A 21,017-nucleotide genomic window follows, 5' to 3' on the forward strand; every position below is an offset into this window, starting at 1 on the left:
CCTAGTTCCCTCCTGTCGCCAATGCCATAATTTTTTCTTGCGTCGCTTCCTGCTTTAACAATTCCCCAGCAATCTCACCTTCGTGAACCACAAGGATTCTATCGCTCATTCCAATGATTTCCGGAAGTTCCGAGGAAACCATGATGATGGCGATGCCTCGCTCCGTCAATTCATTCATCAATTCGTAAATTTCACGTTTTGCACCAACATCTATGCCCCGGGTCGGTTCATCCATAATTAAAACTTTAGGGGAAGTGCCGATCCATTTGGCGATTACCACCTTCTGTTGATTTCCTCCGGATAGATTGCCGATGACCGTTTCAGCAGAAGATGTCTTCACGTGAAGGCGCTTAATCATCATTTCGGCAAAGTTCATCTCATCCTCCGTTTTCACGATACCGCTAGGAGCAAAACTCTTGAGATTCGGCAAGCCGATATTTTCCCTTACAGAAAAGTCCAGGATCAATCCCTCTTCTTTACGATTTTCCGTAATGAAAGCCAGGCCGTGTCGTACTGCATCCGTTGGTTTTCGTATGGAAACTTTCTTGCCTTCAATGGTGATTTCACCGCTGTCTATTTGGTCGACACCAAAAAGTGCGCGCATTATTTCCGTTCTGCCTGCTCCCATCAATCCGGCTACACCGACAATCTCACCTTGCCGAACCGCAAAATGGATATCTTCAAAAAGCCCCTTTCTGGTTAAACCTTTCACATCAAGGACTATGTCGCCAGCATTCGCTTCACGATGAGGAAAACGGTCCTCCAGCTCCCGCCCGACCATTTTCTGAACGACTTCATCGAAATTCGTTTCTGCAATTCTTTTCGTATCGACTGTCTTTCCGTCACGCATTACCGTGATCCTGTCACAAATGGCGAATATTTCTTCCATTCGGTGAGAAATATAAACAAGCGATACACCCTTTTTGGTAAGCCCCTTCATCACTTCAAAGAGCTTCTCTATTTCCCTATCAGTTAAAGCGGCTGTGGGCTCGTCCATGATGATGACTTCGGCATCCGTCATGAGCGCCTTGGCAATTTCAATCATTTGCTGTTCACCGACAGAACAGAGTCCGGCTTCCTTATCAAAAGGAAGGGAAATATTAAGTGTTTTAAAAATCTCCTTTGCACGCGCTTTCATTTGTTTCGTCTTCAGGACACCGAAGGGATTCACCATTTCCCTGCCGATAAATAGATTCTCCAGAACGGTCATTTCGGGCCAAATATTCAATTCCTGACGGATAAAGGCCATTCCTGCCTCTTCGGCTTCCTTTGAATCCCTGAAGGAGGTTTCTTTACCGTTAATCTCGATCGTTCCTTGATCTTGTTTATGCAGCCCGGTCAAAATGTTCATCAAGGTTGATTTCCCTGCTCCATTCTCCCCCATTAGTGCATGTACTTCCCCAGCCTCTAAAGAAAAATGAACACCTTCCAATACCTTGTTTTGACCAAATGCTTTATAAATATTGTGCATTTCGATTTGCATGCTCATCATCTCATTTCTTTAAAAGAATACTCCAGACTGCAATATGCAATTTGAATATGGCGTCGTCTCCCCGGTCCGGATAATGGCTTTCGCGTTACTTGTCAGCCTTTTAAAATCCTCATGGGAAACATATTCAATCGCTGCTCCGAATTGCTGCTCCATGTATTGATGCTGTTCCGGGTTTTTAACCTTCACTTCTGTGGCAGCGATAACTTTTTCAACAACCATATCTTCGTGAACCGCCCGGACGACATCTTGAAATGATGGCGTTCCAGGCGTCAATGCTAAATCTATCTTGCAAACTCCGGGCGGCACCGGCAGCCCGGCATCACCTACGACAATATAATCGGTATGACCAAGGTCAACCAAGACCTTTGCTATTGAACTATTGATGATTCCTTGACGTTTCATGCTTCAAAGCCCCTCTCGACCTCTACCCTTTGCGGCATGCCGCCTTGAGCACCTAATTTCGTCACGGAAATGGAAGCTGCCCGGTTCGCGAACAACAGACTTTCGTCAAAACTTTTTCCTTCTGCAACAGCCACCGCAAAGGCTGCATTGAATGTATCCCCTGCACCTGTTGTATCCACCGCCTCCACTTCAAAGCTTGGAACAACCTTTTCTTCATGTCCATCAAAGTAACGGACGCCATTTTTCCCTTCGGTAATGAATAATTTATTTGGATACTCAGTCAAGACTTCCGTTCTATCTCTCCCATCGAATAGTATCTCGAACTCATGTTCATTCGGAGTAAGGAATGATGCCTGTTGAATGACAGCCTCGCTTAACTTGCGGGCGGGAGCTGGGTTCAATAGTAATCTCTTTTGAAGCATGTTGCACAAGTCAGCCAGATACTCCACAGTTTCCTCGGGTATTTCCTGCTGAACCAACACGATATCCGATTCCTCTATTACCTTTTTCGCCTTTTCTACATATTCAGGAGTAATGAAATCATTCGCACCTTTTACGACAATAATGCTGTTATCACCTTCCGAAAGGGTAATATGTGCTGTCCCTGAAGCAGAACCTGTAACCGGTTCCACATACTTCGTGTTTACATGATTTTTTTTCAGGTTATCTAAGATGATCTCTCCATAGACATCATCTCCTACACATCCAACCATCGACACTTCTGCACCAAGACGTGCCGCTGCAACAGCCTGATTGGCTCCCTTTCCTCCAGGAACCGTGATAAAGGACTCCCCTAAAACCGTTTCCCCCGCCATTGGCCGTTTGGCTGATGTCACCACTAAGTCCATTGACGAACTTCCCACTACTGCAATTCTAATCATGTCTTCTCCGCCTTCCTTCTCGTTGTTTGTCTCTCCACAAAAGAAACAGGGAGCTTTTTATGTGTTACTTCCATTTTTTCTTGATTGATCCTTTTAATTAGCATTTCCGCCGCTTGTGCCCCCATCTCATAGGCTGGCTGCCGAATGGTCGATAACGGTGGGTGCAATAACGCTGTGAAGGAGATATCATCATAGCCGATCAATTGTATGTCTTCCGGTATCCGTATTCCCCGTTTTAAGATCTCTTGAAGTGCTGCGGCTGCAACAATATCATTACAAGCAATGATTCCATCCGTTTCCGGATATTGCTCGAAAAGCTGCTTCACGCATGTTTGGCCGCCTTGGAGAGTCAGGGATGAATCCATGACTTGCACGTTCACTTTTGCTTGTTTCAATTCTTCCAATGCTGCCATGTACCGTTCATATACAGGCTTTATTTCGACTGGCCCCCTAATGAGGACGATATTCGTACTGCCTCTATCCAGCAATACGCGTGCTGCCAGCTTACCGCCTGTCCTTTGATCGGAATAAACAGCTGGTAATTTCTCTGCTGTACGGTCGAGAAGGACAACTGGAATATCCAGATTATCGAAATTCTCATTGGCTTCTTCACTAGTTGAAGCAATCATGCCCACTACATTGTTTTGCAGGAAAGTGTCAATATATTCTATTTCTTTATCTCGCTTTTCATCACTATTTCCAAAAATCAACCGATAACCAAACTGCTGCAGATAATCCTCGACACCTCTTGCCATTTCTGGGAAGAAGGGATTCGTAATGTCCGGCAAAATCAAACCAACCAATTTGGATTTACGTTTGTAGAGGGACCTTGCCACTTCATTCGGTTTATAATTCAATTTTTCAACAGCTGCCATGACCACCTTTTTTGTGTCCTCATGTGCATAACCACTGCCATTCATAACTCTGGAAACCGTTGCTACAGAAACTCCAGCTTCCTTTGCCACATCCCGAATAGTTGCCAAAATATCACCCTCTATACTTTTGTGTAACCGTTTACACATAGCTTATCACCAATTTAAATGAACGGCAAGCCTTATTCCAAAGATAATTTTTAGGAATTTTGACCCAAAAAAGTATAAAGCAATTCTTTTTTTATGCGTACATTTCGTCTCTTTGAGTTTCCCACATATAGGTTTAACACTCTCATTACGTCAAAATCCAGTCTACTTTAAAACATAAAAGACTGTAGACAATGGGAGACTCCTACGGGAAAAGCGTGTCTAAGTGAGACCCCGCAGGCGCAAGCCGAGGAGGCTCCCCGACCGCCCGCGGAAAGCGAGTGCCTGGAGTGGAAATCAACGTTCCCATTTTACAAACCCAGAAAAAAACTGTCGGCAAACAATTATTATCTAGTTTTGAACAAAAGGGTTCTATCTAAATAAACAAAGTTGATTGGAGCGGGTGTACGTGACTCCTGCGGGGAAAGCGCGTCTACGGGAGACCCCGCAGGTGCAAGCCGAGGAGGCTCACGAACCGCCCGCGGAAAGCGAGTGCCTGGAGTGGAAATCAACAGTCAAATTGTAAAACCGTAAGAAAACTGGCTCAAAAGTCTGAGCCAGTTTAACTTTATAGCGATTTTGCAGGTAACTTTTCATAAAGGGCATTATTCACATGCCCAAACTCAGATGCATGCGGACGGTCTTCACCATCGCTATACCCATATTGAAGCATCCGATTTCTATTCAGGCAGAGCTTTGTTAATTTTGGCGCAAAGAAATTGAATGTATCGAAACGATCCCGTAACATAGGGAATTTTTTCTGATGTGTCAGGATTGTTCGAGCGACGCCTTCCCAGAAAGCATTCTCATCCAAAAGGGACCTCTTCATCAGAAGTGTTGACAAGTATCGGAAATGACAGATGAATAGTCCCGTAAAAATGAATTGAACCAGCCCCTCCGGAGTCTCACTTCTTAGTACTTTCCTTAAATCATCGGGAAGGCTGCTTAATTCAGGAAGCGGCTGATCACTTACGTTTACATCATCTACAAAATCCTTGATGGCCAAACGGTGAGGTTTGTAATCCTTCAAAACTAAAATGGTATTTTGACCATGCGGCGAGAAGACCAATCCATATTGATAGATGAAATGCAGTAATGGTGATAGGATCACGTCAAATAATTGAGCTGTCCAGGCTTCTGCAGTCAATCCCGATTTTTCAATAAGACTTTCCACATATGGTTTACCTTTGCTGTCGACATGTAAAAGGGACGCAAGCGTAATGGGCTTTTCGTCTTCTTCCATATAACTGTAAATGCTTTCTCTCCAAATCCCCCCCAGCATCTCCAAATATTGATACGGTACATTCTCTAGCTTGGAATAATACGGGTGATCCACATTTAAACTGGCCACTTCACCAGGAAGCACTACTTTGCATTGTTCTTTCAAGAATGAATCATTTTCATAAATGTTCTTTATATACGTTGTGATTTTTGGGGCAATGACCGTGCGTTCAGCTGGCAATCCACGGTAGACTAGCGTATTTAAAATGCTCATCGGCAGCTTGACGTGGTGTTTACCCTTATTCGATACATTAACAAATGTCCGGATGGATTGTTGCGGCAAATATTTATCAGGACCATTTCCCAAAGCTACGATCAGCCCTTTAGCCAAGTCATCGGTAAAGTTCTGGATGATTACATTCTTCCACTGCCATTCATGAACTGGGAGGTAGTAATAGTTTTCTGCGTTCAGACCTTTTTCTGTCAATGTCTTTGCAAATGATTTTTGGGTTTCCCCATCCAGTTCATTCTCCATCAATTGCTTATAGGATAACGTTTCGACTGAATTGAACTCACCCCTCGTTTTATGGACGGCAATCCAGGATAACTGAACTTCCTTCTGGTTTTCTGGGGCGAACTTCAAATAATCATCATAACCGAAACCGATTCTTCCCTTGTTATAAGCAATCCAAGGGTGACCGCTCATTTCGCCTTCAAGTAATGCATAATCCAGTTCGACTAAATCATCCGCATCTTGTTCAGGTTTGGATAGCAATTGGAGATCCGCAAGCAGCGTATGATGGAATTCTTTGATTAAATGTCCTGTTGTTTCTGCAGTCATCCCAATTAACGGCTGGATGTCCAAAATGAATTGAATAGCATCTTTAGCCTGTGTAATACCTTCCGTTTCACATACCTGGATTGACTCGGCCTGTACTTCATAGCTGTCAAAAAGACGGGGCGACGCTAAAAATCGATAAGATTTCCCCTCATTTATCTTTAACTCATATAGATTTGCTGCTGCGTTTTCGTTCAGGACAGCTGGATGGATCATATCCTCATACATATACTCAGAAATCATCTTGGCCAGCAGGTTTTGGTTTACTATCGACCAATTTTTTTCTGAAACTGCCTGTTCCACTTCATTTATGAACTGCATATAATTCTTCCTTCCCTTTTCTTAGTAAGCCATGACGGGTGTTTTTACACGGAATGACTGAAATGCACCCTTTGGCTTCGATGGATAAACTTCTTTACCTGCCAATTGATTGATGATAATCGAATTCCGGAATGCCCCCAGACCTAGATCCGGAGCACCCACACCATGTGTATGTATCTCGCCATTTTGAATAAATAGGTGATTCGGTGTAGAGATGGCCGTTCCTACCTTATAGTCTTTCGTTATTGCAAGACGCCCCAAGTCATCGCGGACTAAATGGTCCTCCATCGTTTCAAGGAATGCCGGAAGGGTTGATTTATAGCCCGTCCCAAAAACAATCGCCTCTGTGTCCACATCAAATTCGCTATCTTCAACCCACTGTCGGCATTTCAATTGCCAGCCATTTTCGGCGGGGGTAACTGCCGAAACTTCCGTCATGGCCCGAAGTTCAATGGCAAGTTCGGCATTTCCAATCGATTTCTCATACATCTTGTCAAAAATTGCTGCAATGGTCGTAGCGCTAATCCCTTTATACAATAAATCCTGTTTCGGCAGGATTTCATCCTTCTTTTCCTGCGGCAGCCGATAAAAGAAATCAAGGTAATCCGGAGTGAAGTATTCCAATCCGAGTTTTGAATATTCCATAGGGAAAAATCCCTTGGATCTTGTATACCAGTTTAGCTGGTAGCCATATTCCTCCTGCTCATTAAGCAAATCCAGAAAGACCTCGGCTGCACTCTGTCCAGATCCGACAACCGTTACGGATTTTTTCTTTAAGATGTTTTCTTTATTCCGTAAATAATCGGCCGAATGCAGGATGCTCTCTCCCATATAGGGCTGAAAGGCCGATGGAACAGTCGGGGAACTGCCAATTCCCATGACTACATGGCGGCTATAATAGACTTCGATCTTTTGTGTTTGTACATCCCTTACACTGATTTGATAGCAGGGTTCACCTTGATCTCCTATATATTCAACCGCCTCCACCGCTTTGCCAAAACGGCAGCTATCAAGTTGATGGGCAGCCCAGCGGCAATAGTCGTTATATTCCTTTCGTGGAATCAAGAATTTTTCAAGGAAGTAGAAATGATAAAGCCGATCATGCTGCTGTAAATAATTCAGGTAGCTATATGGGCTTGTCACATCTGCCATGCTAACCAAATCGGCAAAGAACGGCACTTGCAGCGTTGTCCCTTCCAGCAGCATCCCTTCATGCCAATTAAATTCCCCCTTTTTCTCAAAAAAAACGGCATTCAACTCCGGGGTTTTCTCCAAAAGGGCCGCAAGTCCAAGGTTAAATGGACCAATCCCTATCCCTACCAGGTCATAGATAGATTGTTGCTTCTCCATAGTTCCACTTCCTCTCGAAATTCCCCCGTGTGCATGACATAAGCAATGCTGTTTTGTCAGGGAGTTCTATCTCTTTAATTGGGGTAAACCCGCATTTTTCAAATAAATGAATCATCTTTGCATTCCTGATATCCGGTTCAGCCATCACTTTGTTTGTGGTTGAGGTAAGTAGTTGGAACTTCACCATTGCCCGTAAAAACGGCAAAGCCAGTCCTTTCCCTAGATAATCCGGATCACCAATGAGTAAATGAATGCCTTGATCTCCCTCTTCGGATTCATAATGATCTTCGATGATATCGCCTTTTACCCAATACGATTCCCAATAGCTCATGGGAATGGAGTCCAGACAGCCTAAATAAAGTGTTTGGTGTGTATCAGCCAGTGCCTTTTTTAAATGAACAGCAAATTTTTCTTTTGTGAAATTCAAATTCCAGTAGGGTATCACATGATCTTCATGCATCCATTCATGCAGTGTATCCAAATCCCTCTCAAATTCAACTTTGACAAATGAAAGCTGTTTATTGCAGTCCTGGAGCATTTCTTCATAACTATTTTTCATGGACGGCCATAACCCCCTGCGCGAACGGATTATCAATCGTTGTATAAACGGATTGTGTCTCAAGTGAACCAACAAGCTCATCCATATCATGGAATCGTGTCAGTAAATTAGCCTTACAAGTTAATTCCCGGGCATGAAGCAACTTTGAAACAACTCGATTCAACCCTTCATCTTCGCTATCCCTGCTGCATGTTTCCAGTTGTTCCTGAACGAGCTGTAACAGATTGTTTTCCGATACTAATCCTTCCGTTCCAAAATTATTGATTAAGCCTAATAAGTGATTAAAAAAGAAATAGTATTGCAGTCTTTCTTCTGCGACTTCATCAGAACAAATCGTGAAGCTTTTTTCACTTAGTTCCGGCATGATCTTTTGCAGCCTGTCCACTTTGGACTCACAATAGTAATACCCTTGATTATCACGATAATAAAAAGCGGCTGGATACCCATCTTGAAGTTGAATGATTGAATTTTGTTGATGGGCTTCCAAAACGATTCCATACTCTTCAAATAGCCAAAGCATCGGTTTCAATGTCATGGACAGATAGGTTTTGAACCAATCCTTACTTACTTCTTCGGTACTGCGGTCTTCTTCAGCTGATAACTTGCGGATGATCGCTCCAAGCCTTGATGGTGCACCATAAGCATTATCCTGACATAAGCCGGCAATCAGGCTTGCTTGTTTATCGTTTTCATAAAAAGGATTTTCCCGGATATCAACATCGAATCCCGATTCTTGCTCGGTCGTTTTGATCGTTAAGTAAGCAGGATCCTTGATGATACGGAAGGAGGGGTGCCGTTCTTTTAGATCGTCTCCCACTTTAGAATCTATTAATTTAGCGATTTCCACACCACGATCTAATTCTTTTTGCAGATTTGCACGTAAGGAATTCGTGATTTTTACCGGAACGGAAAATTTGTACATATATCTCGATGTGGCACTATATACCGTTCTAAATGAAGAGGTGGCCGTGAATTTTTTTCCAAGCGGTCCTGCATAAACTAGTGACCCTTGCTCGATCAGCCTCTTGACCTCCTCTTTTTCGATAAGCACTTTTGCCTGGAGCGGGTGTGCCGGGATAATGATGTATCGGCTTTCCTTTTGGCAATACGTGTCACGAAATTCACTGGAAATCTCCAAGTCACCGGCTAATTCCTGTTTGATGATTTCACTTGCCGATCGGACTTCACTGGAATCCTGGATGACGATCGAAGGTTCTGCCAGGAAGTAGTGCAGCTGGAACTCCCCTTTTAATTCGGGTGAATAGATCCATTCATCTTTTGCCGAAATGCCTTGCTTGCTTTTCGGTGTCGGATGGAACAGGTGCCCGAATAAAAGTGACTGCTCTGCTTCGATGTAGGTGAAATCGGGACTTTGTAGGGCATCAGCGTCTTCCGTCCTCGCTTCCACATACCGTTGAATGTTTTGGCTGCTAAGGATGACACGAAGCATCAATTCATCTTCACTATCCGTCCGGCCCTGTTCATTCAATAATTCTTTAGAAACGATCGAGACCATTGTCACGTAATCTAATTCAAGTACTTGCTTGGATGCCGTTTGATAGTAAATCGGGAAGTTGAAAATATGACGCCCCGTTTCCGACCAATATTTAAGCGGAACAAGCATTGTAATATCTTGGGATGTGAGCTTACTGACCACTAATGAATCCGGGATGGCCCCCTCCAAATTCGGCCAGTTATTCGTTTCTTCTAAATTGTAATTTCCGGTTTCCCGGAAATAACAATTCAGAAAGCTTTGCATTGTTGCCCTTTCAGCTATTCGCTTACCACTCATCTTCATTCCTCCATCATCTTGAACATTTCACCTAATACTCGGATTTCATCTAAAATTCCCTCTATGTGTTCAAGGCTTGTCATTGGATTCAATAGTGTCATTTTTAAATATACCTGTCCGTCAAAACGCGTTTTTGCTAAAAATGCCCGTCCGCTTTTCAGTAATTCCTGCTGAATCTGTTTATTTAATAGATTGAATAACTGATCGCTTTCTCCCTCGGGATTATAACGGAATACAACCGCATTCAATTCAGGGTCTTTATTCAATACTGTGAATCCTTCCTCTTTATCGATCTTCGCAGCCACCTCACGTGCAAGGTGACAAGTATAATCGATCATTTCGGCAAAGGTATCCAGTCCAACGACCTTCAATGACATCCAGAGTTTCAGTGCGTCGAACCTTCTCGTCGTTTGAACCGATTTATTGACTAAATGAACCATGCCCTCGGCTTCATCTTCCTGTGGATTCAAGTAATCGGCGTGATGCTGGATATATTGAAATGAGTTGCTGTCAGAGACAAGAAAAGCACCACAACTGATGGGTTGATAGAATAATTTGTGAAAATCAACCGTAATCGAATCGGCCCGTTCAATTCCGCTGATTAACTCTTTGTAATCCTTACTTAAAATCATCGCGCCTCCATATGCGGCGTCCACATGCAGCCATATCCCATTTTTCCTTGCCGCTTCGGACAATTCATGTAATGGATCGATTGAACCGAAATCCGTTGTTCCACAAGTTGCAACGATGGCAAATGGCAGTAAACCCTGTTCCTCTAAAATCGACATTTGATGATTTAATTCATCCATGGACAGACGGTGGTTTGAATCCGTTTTAATCGTGACTACAGACTGTTCACCAAGCCCCAGCTGTGCCGCTGATTTACGGACCGTAAAGTGGGCAGCCTCGGAGCATAGGATCCGCAATTTTTTCGCCTCGACTGGCAAACCTTGCTGCTGAACATCCACACCCCAGAAACGCTTACAATAAGCGTCCCTCGCCAATAGCAGTCCCATATAATTGGATTGGGTTCCACCGCTTGTGAAAATCCCATCCGCTTGTTCAGGTAACCCCACCTGGCTGCACAGCCAATCTATTAAACGCTCTTCAACGAAGGTGGCAGCAGAGCTTTGGTCCCATGAATCCATGGATTGATTCAACGTGCCGATAATCATTTCGGCAGCCACGGCAGGTATTAATGTCGGGCAATGCAAATGTCCGATACAAGCGGGGCTGTGTACATTGATGCTGTCATTAATAACAAACTCCGCCAGCTCATCCGCTACAGCTTCCATTGTCTTCCCTTTTGGAGAAGCAAGGGACAGCTCGTTTAATCTTGCTTCGATTTCATACGGTTTTTTCCCAGAGTATGGTGAATCGTTCCCTTTTAAAAAGTCTGTCAGCTTTTTTTCAATGATTTTCAATGATTCGCTGTAGTTGTTGAAGCCTTCTTCGTTATTCAAGAACATCCGAGAATATGCAAAATCCGTTTTATTTATCATTTCGATCATTGATCATTCACCCTCTTGCAACTGCTGCACGAACAGCTTGTTCAAAAATTGCAGTGGCTTCGCGAAGCTGGGATTCCGTTACGATCAATGGAGGCAGGAACCTCACTACACTTCCATGTCTGCCGCCAACTTCCAGAATCAACCCTCTTTGAAAGCATTCCTGTTGAATGGCACTGGCAAGTTGCGAATCAGCAGGATGGCTTCCATTCGCATTTTGCGGTTCTTCATGATTGATCATTTCCACACCGACCATTAATCCCCGGCCCCTGACATCACCGATTTGCTTAATATCCTTTTGCAAATCTTTAAGAATATCCTTTAAGATTTCTCCCATTTTAGCGGCATGCTCCACAAGATTCGTCTCTTTCATGTATTTTAAAGTAGCTGTTCCTGCTGCCATCGCCATTTGATTTCCGCGGAACGTACCGATATGTGCACCTGGTGACCATAGGTCAAGCTCTTTGTTATAAATCACCACCGATAATGGAAGACTTCCGCCTATTGCTTTGGATAGTACAAGAACATCCGGAACGATTCCTGCATGTTCAAAGGCAAACATTTTCCCTGTACGGCCGATGCCTGATTGAACTTCGTCGATAATTAGCGGAATGCCCTTCTCTTTCGTTATTCTCCTGATTTCCTTAAGCCATGGAATTGGAGCTGGAATGGAGCCTCCCTCACCTTGTACTGCCTCTAAAATCATTCCTGCAGGTGCCAATAATCCGGATTCGGGATCGTTCAATAGATTTTCGATATACTGGCTGCTGATTTTATGGCTTTCTTCTCCGCCTATTCCAAAGGGACAGCGATATTGATAGGGATACGGCAGGAATTGAACATCTGGCATTAACCCTTGTATTTTTTCCTTTGGTTTTGTATTTCCGCTGATTGACATGGTTGCATGCGTTGCCCCGTGGTAAGCTCCTTGGAAGGATAAAATGCTTCTATTGCCTGTCGCTGTTTTAACCAGTTTAAGTGCTGCCTCAATGGCATCTCCGCCAGTAGGACCACAGAATTGAATTTTTGCATTTTTCCTGAATTCCTCAGGCAGGCATTCAAAAATTTCATCGACGAACTGTTCTTTAATTGGCGTCGTAAAGTCCAATGTATGTAAAGGACGCTTATCCTTAAGAATTTTTTCCATCGCTTCAAGCACTGCCGGATGATTGTGTCCAAGCGCTAATGTTCCAGCCCCGGCAAGAAAATCAATATATCGTTTTCCATCCATGTCTGTTAAGTAAATTCCCTCCGCATGATCGATCGCCATGGGTAATCTTCTAGGATATGATCGGGCATTTGATTCCCTTGTATTTTGTTGTTCCAGTAGTTGATCATTTTTTGTGAGCGTGTTCGTTACCATATTGAACCTCCATGTATTGAATTAATTGAGAATAATTATCATTATCATGGAACTAATTTTACTGATAATGATAATTATTCTCAATGAGTAAATCCACTCATTTTTCTGTTAGTAAATTCCAATAAAATTAAGAAAAGGTTAAAACTGGGGCCTATTCTCTATTTATCTATTGAATATAAAAATGTTCTTAAGGCTTTATTAAGACTCTGTTTATAAGCTGAACGCAGTCAAAAATCATGGAAAAGGAGGAAGAACAATGAATGGTTTAAAAGGAAAGCAGCTCCTACAAAGATACGATCATTCTATCTTCCGTGCTCCTACTCTTATTAATTGGTGCAATAGCTTTCGCCCACTTCTTTAAACGAAGAGGTTAATAGGATAATAGACTTACAAAAAATTGAGGTATCCCAAAAATTTGGGATGCCTTTTTTGAATTGGCGTATAGCCTTTTTGGGTTATTCCTCCCCATTTGATTAATTTTTAACTGCTAATCAATATAAAATACCCTTATTTGGTATAAAATAGTAAAATAGAGAGGTAAATGAACCTCAATCAAGAGGGTTGTTCACTTGTTTATCATTTGGTTTTAGTGGGTAAAGATTTCCATTATTACTTTATCCGATTGCATTAGTTTCACTTTTTTAATAATCAGGTCGGTGTCAGGGGGGAAACGAATGAAAAGAAATCATACGATGATGCAATTTTTTGAGTGGCATCTTGAGGCAGATGGTTCTCATTGGGAAAGATTGAAATACGCAGCCTCCAAGTTGAAGGATATAGGAATAGATTGTGTTTGGCTTCCACCAGTCACCAAAGGGCAATCCGTTGGGGATAATGGATATGGAATATATGACGGTTACGATTTGGGGGAATTTGACCAAAAAGGAACCGTTCGTACCAAATACGGAACCAAAGATGAATTGCTGCAAGCAATAGCCACCTGTCATAACTACGGACTTTGCGTTTATATCGATTTAGTCATGAACCATAAAGCAGGAGCTGACGGAACCGAAAAATTTGAGGTGATTGAAGTCAATCCAGACAACCGTATGGAAGATATTTCAGAACCATTCGAAATGGAAGGCTGGACCAAATTCGATTTCCCGGGCCGTAAAAATAAATACTCTGACTTTAAGTGGAACCATACTCATTTCAATGGTACAGACTATGATGCCGAAAACGACAAAATGGGTGTATTTCGCATCACAGGCGAAAATAAGCACTGGAATAAGCATGTCATCGATGAATTCGGAAACTACGATTATTTAATGTTTGCCAACATCGATTACAGCCTGCCAGAAGTTCGTAAGGAAATGATTAGCTGGGGAAAATGGATGGTTGATACGTTAAAGTGTGATGGTTTTCGTTTGGACGCCGTTAAACATATCGATTATGAATTCATCAACGAATTTCTCCAAGAACTCATTCCTTATACAAAGGAACATTTTTTTATGGTCGGCGAATTTTGGAAGGCGGATGTTAAAGCCTGTCAAACTTACTTAGAGCAAACCAATCATGACCTCAACTTGTTCGATGTTTCCCTGCATTATAAATTTCATGAGGCCTCAAACGCAGGAACAGACTTCGACCTCTCAACCATCTTTGATGATACCCTCGTCCAAACCAATCCAGCAGAGGCTGTCACTTTTGTCGATAACCATGACTCCCAGCCTCACGAATCCCTGGAGTCTTGGGTAAAGGACTGGTTCAAGCCATCGGCATATGCACTTACCTTGCTTAGACTTTGCGGTTATCCGTGTGTATTTTACGGAGACTATTATGGAATCGGCGGACCTTCTCCGGTGCCTGGGAAAAAGGATATCCTGGATCGCCTATTATTCGCTAGGTATGAAAAAGCTTACGGAGAACAAACCGATTACTTTGATGATCCAAATACGATAGGCTGGGTCCGGCACGGAGTTGAAGAGCTAGAAGGCTCGGGGTGTGCGGTCATTATCTCTAATGGAGACCACAACAGTGAAAAAAGGATGTTCGTCGGCGAGCATCGTGCTGGTGAAATCTGGAGTGATTTAACCTATCATAGAGATGACCACATCACCATTGAAGAAGATGGGTTCGCTACCTTCCCCGTTCATGGAAAAAGCGTATCTGTATGGGCCTTGAATAATCCACTCTAAAAAGAGATAGGAAGGAACGGCATGTCTTTTGCAGATATGCTGTTCTTTGCTGATTACACTACCCAAGAAGATTTGGAAAAAGATAATTTTTCCATTACAGTCAATCATGGTAAGATAAGGGGAAAAGGAGTTGAAGGAAAAGTGAAAAATGAAATCATTGAAAGATTCACTTCTTATGTGAAAGTGGATACCCAATCGAATGAGGAAAATCCCTCATGCCCTTCTACACCCGGACAGCTGACCTTGGCAAATGCATTGGTCAAGGAACTTCAATCCATTGGGATGAAGGATGTGACAATTGATGGGAACGGCTATGTCATGGCAACCTTGCCAGCCAATTCAAATAAGGATGTTCCGACAATCGGTTTCTTGGCCCATGTCGATACAGCAACGGATTTCACCGGAAAAGATGTAAAACCGCAAATCGTCGACAACTATGATGGCAAAGATCTTACTTTACATGAAAAATTGGATGTCATTCTTTCACCTGATGATTTTCCTTCGCTTAAGAACTATAAAGGGCATACCTTGATTACGACGGATGGGACAACCCTGTTGGGAGCAGATAATAAGGCTGGAATTGCCGAAATCATGACTGCCATGGATTATTTGATCAAGCATCCGGAAATCAAGCATGGAAAAATCCGTGTTGCTTTTACCCCCGATGAGGAAATCGGCAGGGGACCCCATAAGTTTGATGTAGATGCTTTTGGTGCCCAATTTGCCTACACCGTGGACGGCGGCCCGCTTGGGGAACTTGAATATGAGAGCTTCAATGCAGCATCCGCCAAAATCCTGATCAAAGGGACGAATATTCACCCTGGTACGGCTAAAGGAAAAATGGTGAATTCGGCAAAAATCGCCATGGAATTCCATAATATGCTCCCAGCGGCAGAAGCACCGGAATATACGGAGGGTTACGAAGGATTTTATCACCTGCTTTCCTTTCATGGTGATGTGGAAGAGACCAAGCTTTCTTACATCATCAGGGATTTCGACCGCCAAAGATTCAATGAACGCAAGGAATATATAACAAAAGTAATCGAAGATTTAAAAGAAAAATATGGGCAAAACCGAATCCAGCTCGAATTACAAGACCAATACTTCAACATGAAGGAAAAAATTGAGCCCGTGAAGGAAATCGTGGATATCGCCCATGAAGCAATGGAGAAACTCGATATAAAACCGAAAATCTCGCCAATACGCGGTGGTACGGACGGATCTCAATTATCGTATATGGGCCTGCCAACACCCAACATCTTTACGGGCGGGGAGAACTTTCATGGAAAATATGAGTTTATTTCCGTTGATAATATGATATTGTCCACTAAAGTGATCGTTGGCATTGCATCACTTTTTGAAGAAAAAGCAAAGTAGCTTGATACGAAATATCTATTGAAATAAACCCCCAGACTTCAAGTCTGGGGGTTTTCAATAGATATTAAGCGCGTTTCCAGTGACGGTGCTTGGCAATTGCCTCGATAAAGGCAGAACCGCTATTTTGATCCGTAACAGCTACAATGCCTGAAGCTGGATCATTGGAAATGATGCCTGCCTTCGATAAGATCATGGCCCCTTCTTTTCCCGCACCAATCGCTTTGAAATGATTGTAGGCTTCATCAACAAAGTAAATGGGTTCCTTGGATGCCATTAAAGCATCGACACTCCCCTGCCCCCCTGCTACATATACAGCATCGAAAAGTACCGAATCGGCTGTCAGGAATGTCTGGTTCACCTCGACCTGCTGTCCTTCAGAACTTGTAACCACTCCACGATTATGACTGATGAATTCAGCCGTTATACCTGCCGATTTAAATGATTCCAAGACTTGATTAACCTCTGAATCGTTGAAACCATCTGCAGCCAAGATTGCCACTTTTCTTGTTGCGGCCGTGTTCACTTTCATTTGCTCCTGGCTTAAAGCCGGAGAAGCCAAGTCCATTTGAACCTCAATTTTGTTGGCTGGAGGATTCACGCCCACTCCCATGGCGATCGTTTTGGCCAGTTCAACATCCACATTGCTGAACATCTCGACAATTTGCTGCTGAACATCCTTACTTTTCACTTTTCCCACTTCAAAGTGGAAAGCCTGAATAATATGCTCCTTCTCCACTTCCGTCATGCTATTCCAAAATAGTTTAGCCTGGCTGTAATGATCCTTGAAGCTTTCACTGCGCTGCCGGACCTTCCTGCCATCGACCTTCTCCTGGTAATGTGCATAGCCGCCTTCCCCTTCCGAAGCAGGTTCAGGAGAGTTGCCTGCAAGGGAGTTTTTGTGGTAGCTGACCGGCCCTGGATTTATTGACATCCGGTGCATGCCATCGCGCTGATTATTATGAACGGGGGCAACCGTCCTATTAATCGGTAGCTCATGGAAGTTCGGTCCTCCCAATCTGGATAGCTGGGTATCGGTGTATGAGAATAAACGTCCCTGAAGCAGCGGATCATTTGAAAAATCAATACCCGGTACAACATGCCCCGGATGGAAAGCTATCTGTTCCGTCTCTGCAAAAAAGTTATCCGTATTTTGGTTCAAAACCATTTTTCCGATTATTTTAACCGGGATTTGTTCTTCCGGCCATAGTTTAGTAGGATCAAGGATATCAAAGTCGAATTTGAATTCATCTTCCTCCTTAATCATTTGGACGCCAAATTCAAATTCAGGATAATTCCCGGTATCTATCGCTTCCCACAGATCTTGGCGGTGAAAATCAGGATTCTTCCCTGCAATTTTCTGTGCCTCATCCCAGACAAGGGATTTTACTCCCAGTACAGGCTTCCAATGGAATTTAACAAAATGGGCCACGCCTTGTTCATTTACAAAACGGAATGTATGGACACCAAACCCTTCCATCATCCGGAAACTTCTCGGTATGGCCCTATCAGATAGGTGCCACATGACCATATGTGCCGTTTCTTCATTGTTTGCGACGAAATCCCAAAACGTATCATGGGCAGATGCCGCCTGAGGTATTTCATTATGAGGCTCCGGTTTAACCGCATGAATTAAATCCGGGAACTTAATGGCATCCTGGATAAAAAATACCGGAATATTATTTCCGACCAAATCATAGTTTCCTTCCTCCGTATAGAACTTTGTGGAAAATCCCCTTACATCACGGACTGAGTCTGCCGATCCGCGGGAACCTGCCACCGTGGAGTAACGAACGAATACTGGTGTCTTGACTGAAGGGTCTTGAAGAAACTTTGCTTTTGTATATTCGGTCATCGGTTCATATACCTGAAAATATCCATGTGCTCCAGATCCACGCGCATGGACAATCCGCTCAGGAATACGCTCATGGTCAAAATGAGTCATTTTTTCACGAAAATGAAAATCCTCCATCAAAGTTGGACCACGGGTTCCCGCTTTCAAAGAATGCTCATCCTCAGAAACACGCAAACCTTGGTTAGTCGTCATCTTTTTCCCATTATCGTCCACTCGATATTGATCCAGCTGCCGCTGCTTACTTTGCCCATTGATTCTTCCGCTTTCATTTGCTTTCGTCATCCCACTCAATCCCTCCATGTCTAAGAATTCAGATTAAATCGCGTTGTTTATTGTCTACAGGGTTCGTTGACTTCGACTCCAGGCACTCGCTTTCCGCGGGCGGTCCGTGAGCCTCCTCGGCGCCTTTGCGCCTGCGGGGTCTCCCCTGGACTCGCTTTTCCCGCAGGAGTCCCGCACCTTACGTTCCAATCAACTTTGTTTTAAAATTAGATAAACCCCTTTTTTCTACAAACAGATGTATTTATTGTTTCGAAATAATCGCATTATCCTTCCTCATATACCACTCTGTTTTGACGGTTAAACAGAATTTGGAGAAAGTATCTAAACCTCCTCATAAACAAAAAAACTACTATTTCAGTGAGGACGGATCATTTCGGGGGAGGGCGAATTATCTGTGTGTAGGTCGAATTTTCCCCCGGTGGGTCGAAAAGTTCCTGTCCCAAGCCATAAAAAAGAAGCGGGAAGACCGATTTTCGGTCTTCCCGCTTCTTTCATTCGACATCTTTAGTTCTTAAAGGCCTCTGAAACCTTCAAAAGCTTGCCTTTCACTTTCGTATTTTTCATCACTTTCAAGACAAGCGGTCCCTTTTCATTCAATATTTCCACATAAGAAACATTATCCTGGATCGTAATGATCCCGATATCCTCTGCATTCACTCCATCAATCTTTGCGATGGTTCCGACAAAATCCACAGCCCTGAGTTTCTTTTTCTTGCCGCCATTAAAATACAGCTTCATGATTTGTTTATTCAATTGTTCACTTTTATCTTTTTTGATTTTTGGACGGGCTTCCAGTTTGGCTTCGAATTCCACTTTTTTATTGGAGACTTCCTCTTTAGATGGAGCAGTCATCTTAGGGATTTCAAAACCGATATATCCTTGGATCTCGGTAAGGAATTTGTCTTCGTACGGCGTCACAAAAGTAATGGCTTTTCCTTTTTTACCGGCACGGCCCGTTCTTCCCGTTCGATGTACGTAACTTTCCTTTTCCAATGGCAGGTCATAGTTAATTACATGGGTTATATTGTCGATGTCAATTCCACGGGCAGCAACATCTGTTGCAACCAAATAGCGGAATTCACCTCTTCTGAATTCATTCATCACTGCAAGGCGATCTTCCTGAAGCATGCCGCCGTGAATCATATCACACGGATATTCCAGTTCCAGCAGCTGTTCACATACTTGATCCACCCTATCTTTCGTCCGGCAAAATATGATGCAGCTATCAGGGTTTTCCGTGACGGTTACGTCTCTAAGCAGGGAAAACTTATCATCTTCTTTCACTTCTATAAGGGCATGTTCAATTTTCTCCGTCGTTAAACCCTTTGCTTTGATTTCAATATCCAAAGGATCCTTCATATATTGCTTGCATAGTTTTTTTATACTTTCAGGTAATGTAGCAGAGAACAGCATGGTTACTCTATCTTTCGGAAGCTCCTTAATAATGGCTTCCACTTGTTCGATGAAGCCCATATTCAGCATTTCATCCGCTTCATCAATAACTAAATGAGTTAAGCGTTCCAAGGCGAATGTCCCTTTCTCGATATGATCCAGAACACGACCCGGGGTTCCGACGACTACATGGCTTTTTTGTTTCAATTCCGCTTTTTGCAGTGCGAATGGATGTTTTCCATAAACTGCAGTAGCCTTTATCCTCTTAAATCTGCCAATATTCGTAATATCCTCTTTTACCTGCACAGCGAGCTCACGTGTCGGTGTTAAAATAAGCGCCTGAGGCTTATTCTCTTCCCAATCGACCATTTCGCAGATCGGTATGCCGAATGAAGCAGTCTTGCCGCTTCCTGTTTGCGATTTAACGACAAGATCCCGCTTTTTCAGCGCCACTGGAATCACTTCGCGCTGTACTTCGGTTGGATGTTGATATCCCAAGCTTTCTAATGCCCTAACAATTTCATCGCTTAATGTATAGTCAGTAAAACTCAATTCATTCATATAATTAGCCTCTTTTGTTGTTTAGTATGTTGCTTTATTGTTCCCATAATCGTAATTTCCTTATACAGAGTTCTATTATACGCGATATGCACCAATAAACCTTGTAATATCCAAATTCAATAGTTCTATTTCAATATAATGAAACGTCCGTCTTCATTGAAACAATGTCTTCAGGGCCCACATGATTGGAGTTAATCAAAATGGACCCCGCTTCTTTCAATATGCTAAAATATGTATGAAATTGCGGAAATAAAGGGTGTATATTCCAAACCGATGGCCAAAAGGAGGACTCATTATGATAATCGTAACGAATAGAATCAGAGTCAAAAAAGGGATGGGTGCAGTCATGGCCCCAGGATTTACTGCACCAGGTCCACTTGATACGATGGAAGGCTTCGTAAAAGTTGAAGTATTATTAACGCAGAATTTGACGGATCACGATGAGCTTAGCGTTAATATGTACTGGGAAAACCTTGATAACTTTACGGCTTGGAGAAATAGCGATGCATTCAAAGCTGCACATAAACGGCCTGAACCAGGTTCCGGTGAAGCAAAAAAAGAATCTCCAATTCTAGGCAGCGAGCTTACAACGTATGAAGTCGCCTCGGTAAAGGAAATAGCTAAATAATGAAATCACACAAAAAAGAGGCCGCAAAATATGCGTCCTCT

The 21,017-nt window shown here is 43.1% G+C and carries 15 protein-coding genes; 3 read left to right on the forward strand and 12 right to left on the reverse strand.

All coding sequences use genetic code 11. From position 1 onward, the window contains the following. Position 1 precedes the first annotated feature (1 nt). The 10 genes from AC2YHV_RS17530 to AC2YHV_RS17575 form a co-directional block, all read right to left on the reverse strand. Positions 2-1,483 (reverse strand): sugar ABC transporter ATP-binding protein, encoded by a 1,482-nt coding sequence (locus AC2YHV_RS17530; protein WP_377330649.1) that lies wholly within the window; start codon positions 1,481-1,483, stop codon positions 2-4. Positions 1,484-1,501: 18 nt separating this feature from the next. Further along, positions 1,502-1,894 carry a D-ribose pyranase gene (rbsD, locus tag AC2YHV_RS17535; RefSeq protein WP_034316088.1) on the reverse strand — a complete coding sequence of 131 codons (393 nt, stop codon included), beginning with the start codon at positions 1,892-1,894 and terminating at the stop codon, positions 1,502-1,504. Next, positions 1,891-2,775, reverse strand: a complete 885-nt coding sequence (gene rbsK / locus AC2YHV_RS17540) for a ribokinase (protein ID WP_063574590.1) — start codon at positions 2,773-2,775, stop codon at positions 1,891-1,893. The genes rbsD and rbsK overlap by 4 nt, the downstream gene beginning before the upstream one ends. Continuing rightward, complete coding sequence (locus AC2YHV_RS17545) at positions 2,772-3,758, reverse strand: LacI family DNA-binding transcriptional regulator (protein ID WP_063574589.1); 987 nt, start codon at positions 3,756-3,758, stop codon at positions 2,772-2,774. The genes rbsK and AC2YHV_RS17545 overlap by 4 nt, the downstream gene beginning before the upstream one ends. A gap of 604 nt (positions 3,759-4,362) precedes the next feature. After that, entirely contained in the window at positions 4,363-6,174 is a 1,812-nt protein-coding gene (locus AC2YHV_RS17550) for an IucA/IucC family protein (protein WP_487373708.1), read from the reverse strand. 21 nt (positions 6,175-6,195) lie between these two features. Further along, positions 6,196-7,524, reverse strand: a complete 1,329-nt coding sequence (locus AC2YHV_RS17555) for a lysine N(6)-hydroxylase/L-ornithine N(5)-oxygenase family protein (RefSeq protein WP_098864457.1) — start codon at positions 7,522-7,524, stop codon at positions 6,196-6,198. Then, positions 7,499-8,083 carry a GNAT family N-acetyltransferase gene (locus AC2YHV_RS17560; RefSeq protein WP_231892144.1) on the reverse strand — a complete coding sequence of 195 codons (585 nt, stop codon included), beginning with the start codon at positions 8,081-8,083 and terminating at the stop codon, positions 7,499-7,501. The genes AC2YHV_RS17555 and AC2YHV_RS17560 overlap by 26 nt, the downstream gene beginning before the upstream one ends. Then, positions 8,073-9,875, reverse strand: a complete 1,803-nt coding sequence (locus AC2YHV_RS17565; protein WP_487373709.1) for an IucA/IucC family protein — start codon at positions 9,873-9,875, stop codon at positions 8,073-8,075. The genes AC2YHV_RS17560 and AC2YHV_RS17565 overlap by 11 nt, the downstream gene beginning before the upstream one ends. Before the next feature lie 2 nt (positions 9,876-9,877). Continuing rightward, the gene (locus AC2YHV_RS17570) at positions 9,878-11,386 is read right to left on the reverse strand and encodes a pyridoxal phosphate-dependent decarboxylase family protein (protein ID WP_487373710.1); all 1,509 of its coding nucleotides are present in this window, start codon (positions 11,384-11,386) and stop codon (positions 9,878-9,880) included. 7 nt (positions 11,387-11,393) lie between these two features. Beyond that, entirely contained in the window at positions 11,394-12,746 is a 1,353-nt protein-coding gene (locus tag AC2YHV_RS17575; protein WP_106027162.1) for an aspartate aminotransferase family protein, read from the reverse strand. A gap of 674 nt (positions 12,747-13,420) precedes the next feature. Between AC2YHV_RS17575 and AC2YHV_RS17580 the strand changes: the two genes are divergently transcribed. Both AC2YHV_RS17580 and pepT read left to right on the forward strand, forming a co-directional pair. After that, a complete protein-coding gene (locus AC2YHV_RS17580) occupies positions 13,421-14,884 on the forward strand; it encodes an alpha-amylase (RefSeq protein ID WP_063574584.1) in 1,464 nt (487 codons plus the stop codon). A gap of 141 nt (positions 14,885-15,025) precedes the next feature. Then, on the forward strand, positions 15,026-16,261 hold the full coding sequence (gene pepT, locus AC2YHV_RS17585) for a peptidase T (protein WP_463503177.1): 1,236 nt from the start codon (positions 15,026-15,028) through the stop codon (positions 16,259-16,261). Between the two features lie 64 nt (positions 16,262-16,325). Here the strand turns inward: pepT and AC2YHV_RS17590 are convergent, their stop codons facing one another. Both AC2YHV_RS17590 and AC2YHV_RS17595 read right to left on the reverse strand, forming a co-directional pair. Beyond that, positions 16,326-18,395 carry a catalase gene (locus AC2YHV_RS17590; protein WP_463501253.1) on the reverse strand — a complete coding sequence of 690 codons (2,070 nt, stop codon included), beginning with the start codon at positions 18,393-18,395 and terminating at the stop codon, positions 16,326-16,328. Positions 18,396-18,899: 504 nt separating this feature from the next. Continuing rightward, positions 18,900-20,348 (reverse strand): DEAD/DEAH box helicase, encoded by a 1,449-nt coding sequence (locus AC2YHV_RS17595; protein ID WP_283929737.1) that lies wholly within the window; start codon positions 20,346-20,348, stop codon positions 18,900-18,902. 295 nt (positions 20,349-20,643) lie between these two features. Here AC2YHV_RS17595 and AC2YHV_RS17600 point away from each other — a divergent pair, with 295 nt between their 5' ends. Then, positions 20,644-20,976, forward strand: coding sequence for a heme oxygenase (locus AC2YHV_RS17600; RefSeq protein ID WP_057278265.1), 333 nt, complete (start codon positions 20,644-20,646; stop codon positions 20,974-20,976). The last annotated feature ends 41 nt before the right edge of the window (positions 20,977-21,017 follow it).

It is taken from the genome of Peribacillus sp. SRI_006, from assembly GCF_057586375.1.

Coding starts and splice junctions, on each gene's coding strand:
- AC2YHV_RS17590 (WP_463501253.1), bottom strand. CDS start 18,395: ATGACGAAAGCAAATGAAAGCGGAAGAATCAATGGGCAAAGTAAGCAG.
- AC2YHV_RS17550 (WP_487373708.1), bottom strand. CDS start 6,174: ATGCAGTTCATAAATGAAGTGGAACAGGCAGTTTCAGAAAAAAATTGG.
- AC2YHV_RS17560 (WP_231892144.1), bottom strand. CDS start 8,083: ATGAAAAATAGTTATGAAGAAATGCTCCAGGACTGCAATAAACAGCTT.
- rbsD (WP_034316088.1), bottom strand. CDS start 1,894: ATGAAACGTCAAGGAATCATCAATAGTTCAATAGCAAAGGTCTTGGTT.
- AC2YHV_RS17600 (WP_057278265.1), top strand. CDS start 20,644: ATGATAATCGTAACGAATAGAATCAGAGTCAAAAAAGGGATGGGTGCA.
- AC2YHV_RS17595 (WP_283929737.1), bottom strand. CDS start 20,348: ATGAATGAATTGAGTTTTACTGACTATACATTAAGCGATGAAATTGTT.
- AC2YHV_RS17575 (WP_106027162.1), bottom strand. CDS start 12,746: ATGGTAACGAACACGCTCACAAAAAATGATCAACTACTGGAACAACAA.
- AC2YHV_RS17570 (WP_487373710.1), bottom strand. CDS start 11,386: ATGATCGAAATGATAAATAAAACGGATTTTGCATATTCTCGGATGTTC.
- rbsK (WP_063574590.1), bottom strand. CDS start 2,775: ATGATTAGAATTGCAGTAGTGGGAAGTTCGTCAATGGACTTAGTGGTG.
- AC2YHV_RS17530 (WP_377330649.1), bottom strand. CDS start 1,483: ATGCAAATCGAAATGCACAATATTTATAAAGCATTTGGTCAAAACAAG.
- AC2YHV_RS17555 (WP_098864457.1), bottom strand. CDS start 7,524: ATGGAGAAGCAACAATCTATCTATGACCTGGTAGGGATAGGGATTGGT.
- AC2YHV_RS17565 (WP_487373709.1), bottom strand. CDS start 9,875: ATGAGTGGTAAGCGAATAGCTGAAAGGGCAACAATGCAAAGCTTTCTG.
- AC2YHV_RS17580 (WP_063574584.1), top strand. CDS start 13,421: ATGAAAAGAAATCATACGATGATGCAATTTTTTGAGTGGCATCTTGAG.